The 11,416-nt window shown below is 36.5% G+C and carries 6 protein-coding genes and 1 tRNA gene; 2 read left to right on the top strand and 5 right to left on the bottom strand.

All coding sequences use genetic code 11. The features are described 5' to 3' along the window. Positions 1-241: 241 nt before the first annotated feature. On the top strand, positions 242-985 hold the full coding sequence (locus tag PVV60_RS08315) for a hypothetical protein (RefSeq protein ID WP_273724228.1): 744 nt from the start codon (positions 242-244) through the stop codon (positions 983-985). 403 nt (positions 986-1,388) lie between these two features. On the opposite strand, the gene PVV60_RS08310 is transcribed toward PVV60_RS08315, so the two are convergent. After that, positions 1,389-1,479, bottom strand: a tRNA-Ser gene (locus PVV60_RS08310). A 313-nt stretch (positions 1,480-1,792) separates the two neighbouring features. On the opposite strand from PVV60_RS08310, the gene PVV60_RS08305 reads away from it, so the two are divergent. Beyond that, positions 1,793-2,989, top strand: coding sequence for a porin (locus PVV60_RS08305; RefSeq protein WP_273724227.1), 1,197 nt, complete (start codon positions 1,793-1,795; stop codon positions 2,987-2,989). Between the two features lie 1,305 nt (positions 2,990-4,294). Here the strand turns inward: PVV60_RS08305 and PVV60_RS08300 are convergent. From PVV60_RS08300 to PVV60_RS08285, 4 genes are all read right to left on the bottom strand, one after another. Beyond that, positions 4,295-5,101 carry an N-acetylmuramoyl-L-alanine amidase gene (locus PVV60_RS08300; RefSeq protein ID WP_273724226.1) on the bottom strand — a complete coding sequence of 269 codons (807 nt, stop codon included), beginning with the start codon at positions 5,099-5,101 and terminating at the stop codon, positions 4,295-4,297. A gap of 854 nt (positions 5,102-5,955) precedes the next feature. Then, positions 5,956-8,130, bottom strand: a complete 2,175-nt coding sequence (locus tag PVV60_RS08295; protein ID WP_273724225.1) for an isocitrate/isopropylmalate dehydrogenase family protein — start codon at positions 8,128-8,130, stop codon at positions 5,956-5,958. Continuing rightward, entirely contained in the window at positions 8,127-8,858 is a 732-nt protein-coding gene (locus tag PVV60_RS08290) for an alpha/beta fold hydrolase (RefSeq protein WP_273724223.1), read from the bottom strand. Before PVV60_RS08290 ends, PVV60_RS08295 begins: the two co-directional genes overlap by 4 nt. A gap of 260 nt (positions 8,859-9,118) precedes the next feature. After that, positions 9,119-10,315 carry a multidrug effflux MFS transporter gene (locus PVV60_RS08285; protein ID WP_273724221.1) on the bottom strand — a complete coding sequence of 399 codons (1,197 nt, stop codon included), beginning with the start codon at positions 10,313-10,315 and terminating at the stop codon, positions 9,119-9,121. Positions 10,316-11,416 lie beyond the last annotated feature (1,101 nt).

Raw genomic sequence — 11,416 nt, 5'->3', positions numbered from 1 at the left:
GTCAAAATCTATTTTGACAAAACCCGCATTTAATGCTAAAAAATAACCATAAAAACAACAAATTACCACGTATTCCTACCTAATCCAACCTCTTCCCACTTAGTATAAAACCTACTGTCAAACTACAGGCAGGCATTTTGGTGAACCGGATATAATTACATCGCTGTTTGATAGAACAACAGTTCTTGATGATAACCTTCATTGTGAAAGTGGTTGTTGTTGCGGTAGGCGTATTTGTAAAATGCCTAACGGAAAATTGCTGGCCGTATGCAATGATGATTCATCGAATTGTCCAGAATTAGAAATCTCAGATAACGACAGACGGATATTTTCTCTAAACTTGAAGAAAATAGCAGATCTGATTGCTGATCTCACAAAAAACATATCTATTTTCAAAAATGTGCAGACTATTGAGGGCTCCTCAAGTTGTATAAGAGTTGGCGACTATATTCCTCGGGGCACCATTTGTTATCCAGTTTTCTTTAGAATCGACATTTACGATGGAGATCTGGAAGGCATAATCAACCATGTGATTGGACTTGACGAATCAGCCATTTTGCTTCTGCCGTCCATTGATAACATCGGCCAAGCTAGAATTAATTCTATTCGTGCCAAAGGCTCAGATTTGATCGGATTACAAAATTTGCAAGGCGAGAATTGCTTGCTAGACACTGAAAAAGCTTCGCAGAGCTTTAACTCATTTTTTGCAAAGATCAAAGCCCCTGATCCTAAAATAGAGTGTAAGAAATTTTCTAGCCCATCAGGTGTTTCATGGGATCAATTTATCTTTGAGTGGCAAGAAGAACAGATTCTAAATGATGAGCGTACACAAAAGGCCCATAAGAGAGAGGTAATCATTGTCACCTGTGGTAATGAAACCCAACGCTATGAGCCAGCAGACCTTCATATGCTGAATAAGAAAACTAACGAGCCAACTTTACAGTGGGTATTGCTTAGAAGCTTTATTCAAAAAAAAGCATTATAGGATGGAAAAATCAGGCTATCGCCAATAATATCAAAACACAAAAGAAGGAACTGATTAGGAAACTTAAAAAAGCCTTCCGGCAGAGCGAGGATCCTATACCTTTCGTTAAGAAGAAAGGTTATACGTGCCGTTTTACCTGCAGAGCTCCAGAAAACACGTTGTAAATGCTAGGCATAGACTGGTGCAAACTGGTCAATTGCCAACCCCTTGATTTCCCATGACTAAAAGCTCTCTACTTCGCTTTAAAGGGGCATATATAGGAGAAAAATTAGAGAAAATGGGGGGCTTTATAGAGAGTAAGTCAATTGCAAATGGCAAAAAAGCCCGCAAATGCTGGGCTTTTGAGGTTATGCCATTTCGAGCATAGACAAGTTCATTTTGTGTCAATTTCATTTTGTGTTAATGGCGGAGAGGAAGAGATTCGAACTCTCGAGAGCCTTTTGAGCCCTACTCCCTTAGCAGGGGAGCGCCTTCGACCACTCGGCCACCTCTCCAACAGAGAGGCATAAATGGTATCAACAGAAAGTTCAAGACATTTTCGATTTTTTTCCCAAATATCTGAATTTTTTTTCCTATTGAGCCCATAGGGATAAAAAATTAACAAAACAAAAATTGTGTCTTTTTTACCACATTATCTCGAATAGTACATGTATACATTACAAAAAGGTAATTTCATATTTGAAACTCTAAAAAGATTAGTATAGCTAAGATAACAAGTGCCGCGTATTTTACTTATGTCTTTATCCTTAATGCGTTAGGTAAATGATACTCTTTAAAAGAAGATTAAACGGACCTCGGAGATCCCATATGAATATTAAATCCCTCTTTTTAAGCTCTACAGCAGCTTTTTTAGCAATTTCTGGAACACATGCTGCTTCAACAGTTATCGCTGAACCCGAACCTGTAGAATATATTCGCGTTTGTGATGCCTACGGAAAAGGATATTTTTATATCCCTGGAACAGAAACCTGCATGCGTTTATCAGGAAATGTTCGTACTGATTTTACAGGCGGTGATAATATCGATGCAACAAACGAAACTGAACTGAACAACAAAAGAAAAACCTATGGCGCATCATCACGGCTCACCCTTGTTTTTCAAGCAGCTTCTGAAACAGAAATGGGAACACTTCGTTCATATGCAAGAATTTTCTCAAGCTGGGGTGATGGTGGTGATAAAGCTGGTGCAAGGCTTTCAGCCGCTTACATTGAACTGGGGGGTTTTCGCGTAGGTCTTGATGACACAATTTTCAACAGCTGGACTGGTGGTTATGGAAATGTTCTCAATGATGACAGCATAGCACCTGCCGGCACAACACGCACCAATTTTATTTCCTACACCTTTAGTGGTGACTCCGGTTTTTCTGCTATTATCGGCGCTGAATTAGGCAATAATGCAGATGTTCTTCCTGGAATAAGCGGATACTATATTGATAAAGATGATAAGCTTGTTTCTATCACGAAGGATACTCTTCCAAGTAAAGCAATTAAAAATTACACACCCAATGTGGTTTTGGGTATAAAGTTTATGCAAAAATGGGGTGGTTTTTCAGCGGTTGCAGCATATGATACTTACTACAAAAAGTGGGCTGGAAAAGTACGTGCAGATTTCAATATCAACGATCGTTTCAATCTATGGGTAATGGCTGGTTATAAAAATGGCCTTGATTACTACACAGTAAATAAAAATGATGAGTTATCACGACAAAGCACAACGATCTATGCAAACTGGGGTGGTAAATGGGCTGCTTGGGCAGGTGCCACTTACAAGCTTACGCCAAAGGCAAATTTAAATGCACAAGTTTCTTATAGTGCTGTAAAAACCTTTGCAACTTCTGTAAATATTGCATACACGTTGGTTCCAGGATTTGTGATTACACCTGAATTAACCTATGTTAATTGGAATGATGATCGCATTGTGAAGGATCAGAATGATAATGAAAAACATTTGTTCAATAAAAAAAGTGCTTTTCAAGGTATGATCCGTTTACAGCGTTCATTCTAATCCTATTTAAGCTACAACTTTTGAAACCTAGCAACTTATGTTGCTAGGTTTTATTTTTGAAATCAAACATCATGAGCATCTTTCTTAATCGTTATTTTCTTGTCTTTTTGACAAAAATTACTGACTTTCACCAAAACATTCTCAGAAAATTAACCTGATGTGCTTGATAAGAACACTGCATACCTGGTGCTTACACATCAATTCAAACAATCTCTTGCGTGCCCTTTAAAACGTAAGCACCCCCCTTCGCTTTATTACCAAATTAATCTTTCTTGGTAATTTATACCTAACCTTTGTTAATTGAGGTCATGATCTTCTCAGATAAATTCTGCACTGAACAAATAAAATATTGAAAAAACAAAACATCATTGTGTTTTTGATATGCATGAATGTGTCTTCTATTAACATCCTAAAACACAATACTTTACAACACTGCCTCGCATTAAAAAACTTAATTATCAAGAAACATGTTGTCAAAACGATGCAAATATCCCCTAAAGCAGTAAAAGAGAAAATAGATATATATTCAAAAAATGAATTAACCTCTTCCCCATCTAAAGAATAGAGACTCCTATCAGTAGCAATCTATAAACGACCATATTTTTCTTGAATCTGCATCACATTAATTTATAATGACAATTTGTTGTTTTACATGCTGAATGAGAGTCCAGAATAGCGTAAGATTCCCCATTTCAGAGCTATTCCATGTTTCAATCAACCAAAATCATTCACTTGTACACGACAAGCGGAAAGAGCCGTATGAATAAAAACGCGTAAAGAAAATCCTTTTATGAATCGTTTTAAGTTCCAAGGGCTGTAGTAATATTGAGATCTGGCAAAGTGTACGACAGTGCTAGGCACTTTTATTAAGCATAAAAATGAGGATACACTTTATAGAGGATTTCAGATTATATTCTTTATGAACGCCACTGTAAAATATGTATTGTGATACACACTAAAAGACATTTCTTAAAAACAAGCATGTAAATATACAATACAAGTCCATTTTGATTGAAGCGTTTTATCTTGCGTAAGGAACATGCCATTATACACGCAACATATTGAATTCACTTGCTTTTAAAGGAAGCGAAATATAAGACAAAAAAACAGTAAAATTTAATCTCTGCAGATCATAGAGCTGTCTGTAAAGTTATGTTGCCATAAAACACCTTATACCGTACATGGGATTTTTTACACGATTAATGCCATTTTTACATAAAGCCCATTGGCAAAAAGCAGCCTCTCTTAATAAGAAAAAGGCTTACACGTCATCATAACCATATTTTCAATTAAAAGGCATTGAATTCACGGAAAATATTTATCAACCAATGCATAAAGAATTGCTACTGTTTCAACATCTAGAATTCCATCATAATTTTCTTGACGAAAATGAAGTTGGAATGCGCGGATCAAATTTTTGTATCCTGTTTGGGTACATGCAGCAGAAATGTCATATCCATAACATTTTAGCTTTGCCAAAACATCTTCTTTGGGCGGAAAATTCTTAGAGAATTGCTCTTGATAATGACTTTTTAGTTCATCATCATACCATGCTCCTATACCTGCCTTATAAAGTTCTCTCCATGGGAAAGCTGCTCCTGGATCACTTTTTCTTCCAATAGCAATATCACTATGTCCCACAACATCAGTTGGCATAATATCGGGATACCGTTGAAGAATATTCAATGCAAGTTCCTTAACGGCATCAATTTGTATTGGATTATAAGGAGGAAATATCCCCCCCTCATCATGATAAGCCATAAAATCAACAGTCTCTTCTGCAGACTCAGAATGACCAGTCGCTAAATTAACGATTTCAATCCCGATAGATGCATCATTGAGATGACTATGCCCAGCCCATGAACTCACACCCGCATGCCATGCACGCTCATTTTCATCAACCAGATTAAAAATACGCATGTCCTTAAAGCCTGCCTCACGATATGTCTGCTCTGAAGGATCAGGAACAAGATAATGTGCACTAACCTTTTCTCCTGTAAGCGCCATAATTGAGGCTTTAAAATCAAGAGCCGTATAATGCATGACAAGAAAACGAACGCGACGATTAAAACTCTTGACAGAACGATAACTGTTGTAATCAATCTGATACATAAAAGCCCTTTCTTCTTTGCTAAAAAAGACCACTGCGCATCACAACAGATAGGACACGAACTGTTAAAAAATGCAATGAACTTGCTAAATACTAAGAATTACGCCTAAAATTTGTTCATCAAAAACATTGACACTCTTATCAACAATTAAGACACATTTTTATTTCTCTCCCACACACGCGTAAAATGTTTTTAACCACATTCACAAACACGCCGCATTAAATATTTTCCCCAAACAAATTCCTAAAAATTACCAATTGAAAGGAAAACAAAAGCGTAAAATGATCACTCCTTAAATTTTCACGTCTTACAGAAAAAATAGTTCTTCCTGTTATCAAATTAAAAAATACCGCCCCTCGGAAGCGAATACCCAACGATCATGCAATCACATAAAAACTTAAAGGAAAAAATTTTATGAGCTCTTTACAGCAATTTATTATCAGATAACTGAATGGCACATATTCGCAATAAACTGGACATGTTTTTCAATAAAATTTGCAAAGCCTTCCTGTAAATGACACGACTTCTTATCTTTTCACAACATTGCTTTTTGATTTACAAAGAATCTCAATCATTTACAATGCTTGAGGCACATAACATCTCTGAATTCCTTGTCATCAGCTCTATGAAAAATAACATATTGATTTATAATAATAATTAATCATTATAAATATTGAATGTAGCGAGCCTAATATCGTAAAATTTTTCTTAATCTTGAATCAAGTCAAAGTCATTTAATTACACATCAAAAGAAATTTTAAGCTATAGATAAAAACCACTTAAGAAAAGGATCAAAATATTTCTTATATAGAATGTTCAATAATTGGAGCAATATTTTTACGTCTCCATAGAGGTTCATTTGCTTTTCTCAGTTTGCAAAACTCTTTTTAAAACCAACCAAGCTGCATATTCCTGTAATACTACGCTTAAAAGTGGTCGCGTATAGGGAAAAGTTACACGATCATCGTCATAACCTTTCATCCGTATAGTCATCGTGGCATGTCCAAGGCTTTCTTCTTGATTTTCTAATGTCTCCAACGAAGGCTCTAGGCCCACTTCAACCTCAAGCTTTGGAATATTTTTTGTACTTTTTTCTATAGGCTGAAAATATTTTAAAAGCCGCGGATCATTAGAAAACCAATGAACTTCTGCATGCATCGCTAATTGCTTAGAAGCAGTAGTAACTTCTGCACCAACCAAATAGGGGTGAAAATGATTTTCAAATTCTTCCACGAAATGTTGTTCCAAGGGCGCTTCTGATTGGCCAACAAGCTGTACAAGAACATAGGGGCTTTTCCATAAAAAATGCCGTTCAAAGGGTTCATTTTCAAAATGATCATCAACCCACTGCGCAATGGTACTTTCATCAATTCCAATCAAAGTCCATGCATACTCCGCACGCGATACAAAAGAATATTTCTTCTCATTATGTTCTAAATAATTCTCTAAAAGCGCAAGAGCCTGTGATGGCGGACCAGGCAAAACAACAAGCGTACTTCCATCGCAAGAAAGGTAAAACCCCGGTGCTGTACCTGTAGGATTATCAAGCACGGTTGCTGTCTTAGGAAACAATACTTGACGCGCATTACTCTTATCCGCCGTAATCCCTAATCGTTGTAATTGACCTTTTATTGTTTGCCAAACATCTTCATGATGTACCAAAGGCTGCTTTACAGCTTGAGAAACCGCATCCCGTGTTATGTCATCTGATGTTGGTCCCAATCCCCCACTGATAATGATAAAATCTTCTTGTCCAAGACAAGAAACAACAGTCTCACTGATTTGCTGTAATTGATCAGCACAGACAAAATGACGTGTGACTTGAATATTTCTCTTGTTTAAGCTTTGGCTTAAATCTTGTAAATCCGTATTCAAATATTGTCCTGAAAGGAGTTCATCACCAACGGTAATAATCGCCGCTCGACACACAAAGACAGGATTCACAAGAGAATTGCGAACAGCTTCAGCCATTTGACGCGTAGAGGCGCCCCCTCCAAGATCATAAGGTACAGTTTTTCCAGCACTAATAACCTGATCAACACTCTCAGATAATTGTTTTGCTGCATCTTTAAAGCCTAAATGCTCTAAGAGTAAAGCCGTGGTATAAAGTATGGCAGAAGGATTTGCTTTATTTTGTCCAGCAATACGTGGTGCGCTTCCATGAACAGGTTCAAAATAAGTAATCTCGCTCCCCACATTTGCTTGAGAAGCAAGTCCCAATCCCCCCATTACTCCAGAGCCAAGATCAGAAAGAATATTGCCAAACATATTTTCAGCAACAATCACACCAAACTGCTCTGGCTTGGTTTCAATCCACAAAGCAACCGCATCAACATGATGAATATCTGCTTCAATTTCCGGATAGTTTTGCGCAATCTTCTCAAAAATTTCTCGAGAAAATTGTCCACTTTCTCGCATAACATTGGGCTTATCAGCGAAAGTAACGCGCCTAAAGCCATATTTCCTTGCATAAGAAAAAGCGTATTCAAATAACCGCTCTAAACCAAAGCGTGTCTGCAAACGGACTGTCCACGCAGCTTCTTCAAGCCCATATTTTGTTAAATTTGGATGTTTTATCCAAACGGCTGTTTCAGGAGAAATACCCCGAAAATCCAATCCAGCATAAAGGCCTTCACTATTTTCTCTGATAACACAAAAATGAAAAGGTTTTCTCGGACCAAAGATGTATCTTACAGGGCATATATTCGCAAACAACCCTAATTTTTGGCGAAGCTGAAGTACGGGAGAAACATAAGAAAGTCCTTTCTCCCTTAAATATGGTGCAAGTTCTTTTAAAGCCTCTTCTTTTCCTTTGCTGGTCACAGCCCCAAGTAAAACAGCATCACTTTCAGCAATTTTTTGCCATGTCTCTTTTGGAATAGGATCTCCTTCCTGTTTCCAACATTCAAAACCAATATCGCCATAAGTTAATTCAATCGGCAATTGGAATTGCTCTAAGACCATCAGCGCAGCATCACAAACCTCTGGTCCTATCCCATCACCAGGTAACACAAGAACTTTCTTTTTCATAATCCCTCCATCCACTCATCAATGACTGCATTCGTCATAGTAGGATTATCCTCCCACAAACGCGTAGCAGCACCAGAGATAATCTTATATTCATGGTTCAGATTATGACTTTTCGTCTGATTATCTACCGTTGCAAGTTGTGATTTTTCCCCTACCAAAGATAAAAACTTCCCCTTATACTTAATGATTTCATCTCTAGCATCCATCGCCAATAAGAGTTTAAACCCTCTTGTCATACGTTCAATTGCCATGCTTTTTTGTTCATCAGAAATCTCCAATAAAACTCTTTTTTTCAGAATGCCAGAAGGATGCATAAAACCATTGAGTATTTCCAAAGCTCCTAACAAATCATTATTTTCTAAGTAAACAAGAATATCTCCAAGGCGCCGTTTCAAAACCTTATCTGGATAGCCAGGTGCATTCACAGCAAGCACAGCTTGAACATTGGGAAGCCGTGCTGCCAATATTTGTACCAATGTTCCAGCCATCGAAAATCCCACAAGCACTGCGGGTTCTTTAAAATAGCTTTTAAGTTTTTTTGCCATAAAAGATAAAATATCTACAGCAGCATGATTGAGAACATGAGAACTCTTAGGAAAAAGAGAAAGGGTATCCAGCAGAGTGACTGGAAATCCTTTTGATAAGCATAGCTTTGTCAATGGAGAACAAAAAACACCACCATCCCAAATTGGCATTACAGGAGAAAGAATAATAATAGGAAGACTCATTGATCAATTCCTCCCCTTATTTAAAACATGCATTAGAGCCAAAACTTTTCCCACCCAATATAATGAAAATATGTTGAAACTCTAGGCTCATACTCTCCCCCCATCATAATCGATTTGTTAACCTCAAACTAAGCTTGTAACAAATTTTAAATCCACTCAATCAAACAACTTAATAAAAAAATTCATCTAATGTACAGATACCCCATTCGTGTAAAACATCAAAAACATTTCCGCATAATACTCTCTTTTTATCATTTCACTCAGCTCATTTCTGAAGTCATAAAATGACGCGCTTTGCAAATATAAATGATAAAACCAATCATACAACACACAGCTAACAAAGTTGCCATAGCCCGTGGGCTATGACCAGATATCTTTCCGATAACCGCTGCACTTAGTGCCGCACTGCCTAATTGCAAAGAGCCCATAACACCAGAAGCCGCTCCAGCAGCTTTCGGATGCGATGAAATAGCCAACGCTGTTCCTAAAGGCAATAAAAAACCATTGCCAAAAGTAAGAACAGCAATAGCCATAAAACTTGTCACAAGGGGCCATGGGCTTAGATACATTTGCAAAGCAAAAAGCACACCACCTATCACAAAAATAATGTACCCTCTCCCCACAGTCTTTTCCATAGACTCGCGTTCAAAAAACCATCGCGCCAAAAGATTTCCTAAAATATAGGGCAATGAGACACCAATATAGCTATAACTAATGTGTATCGGCGATAACCCCAAAGTCGTGAGTAAAAAAGGCGACTCCACAATATAAGCAAAATAGGCAGCGTAAGAAAAACACGGAATAAGTGCATAAAAAATAAATTGTTTATTTCTGAGAACACCTAAATATGCCTTCATAAATCCTACTGGAGAAAAATGCTGCCGCTTCTGAGGAGGTAGAGTTTCCGTTAGCACAAAACAACACAGCAAGATGGTCAAAAATATAAAAAAGCTTAAAAAGATAAAAGTTGCCTGCCAATGAAAAGCTTGTATCAAAAGTCCACCAATGAAAGGTGCAAGTGCTGGTGACATTCCAATAAAAGGGAAAACAATCAAATAAAGTTTTCCAGCCGCTTTTTTATCCAACAAATCATTAATAATTGCACGACTTAAGACAAGTCCCGCACAAGCACCAAGACCTTGCAAAAAACGTAACACAAGAAAAGCGTGAATATGAGCCGTATAAATCACACCAAGTGTCGTAAATAACCATAAAAATAAGCCCAATAGAAGTGTTTTTTTACGCCCAAAATTATCACTCAGCGGCCCATAAATGAGCTGTCCAAGTGCCAATGCCAACAAAAAAACTGCCACAGCACTCTGAATTTGAGATTGTGTCACTTGATAATATTGACGCATCTCTCCCAGTGCTGGTAAAAAAATATCGGTAGAAATCAAACCTCCTGTTGATAAACACACAATAAGTACAATGAATAGCAAGTTATATTTATGAATCATAAAGAAAATCACACTTTTTAGGTAGTTATTAAATAGTATTTAATTAAATATAATTATATTTAATGCTTATATATTCAAATAATAATTATTAAAAGTGTTATTATTTTACTTTATCAAAATATTATTTTTCTTATAGACAGTATTTTGTTTTACAAATTTTACGAGCTAAAAAGTTATCCCCTAAATAAGCTCTCCTGTACAAACACTTTGCTATAACACACATCAGCCTTTTTCATAGATACCATAGGTAAAATACACTGATATTACATACCCTCCCCGCGACAACAATGATATTTTTATACAATATCAAGTAAAATGAATCTACAAAATTCAAAGAAGAAAAACGGTCTATTAACGGCCCTACTCCCAAATTACGACCATACAAAGTCCACTTCTAACACCACAATGATTTATGAAGAAGACCTTATTAACACAAAATAATTGTGTAAAAAATCTTGATCTATCCCCTATCCCATAAAATATAATACCTTCTCTGCAAACCAACTCACAACTAAATATATCTTACTCATTCCATGAAACTCTTCACCTAAAATAAATAGCAAAAAATTATCGTGTAACATATTAACAACTATGATGTCATGCCAATTCAATAAGCTTTTTCTTTAACTTAATCTATGATTTTTTATAACACTATGAATTGAACGTTACTGATATTTATTTTTATATTCAAATGCGCCTTCTAAGCTCATTTTATAAATATTCTTCACATAAGAACAGTAACACTTTTATAAAAATAAGCAGATATACCCCTTACTTTATAAGCTAGAAAGCTAGAAACCAATAAACGATAGTATTCAATTTTTTTAAATTATTCTCTTACATGAGAGATTCGATGATAATATGATACGAATAGCCTGCCTTTTTCAGGTATAAGTAAGATATTTTGGATTGTATAACCCCATTTTACTTCTCATAACAAACATTTGTTTAAAGTATTTTCCTATCCCTTTTTGGCGGCTCTTTATCCCTTTTGGAACATAATTGGCAAAAAGACATTGTATCTCCAGCATATTCAAGGAGATAAAACATGGAAACTCGCATTCCGGAAGACACACCATTCAATACGAATTTTCTAGGAGA

It is taken from the genome of Bartonella sp. AU18XJBT (genome assembly GCF_028618595.1).
Taxonomy (GTDB): domain Bacteria; phylum Pseudomonadota; class Alphaproteobacteria; order Rhizobiales; family Rhizobiaceae; genus Bartonella.
This window is presented reverse-complemented; position numbering and strand designations above follow the sequence as displayed.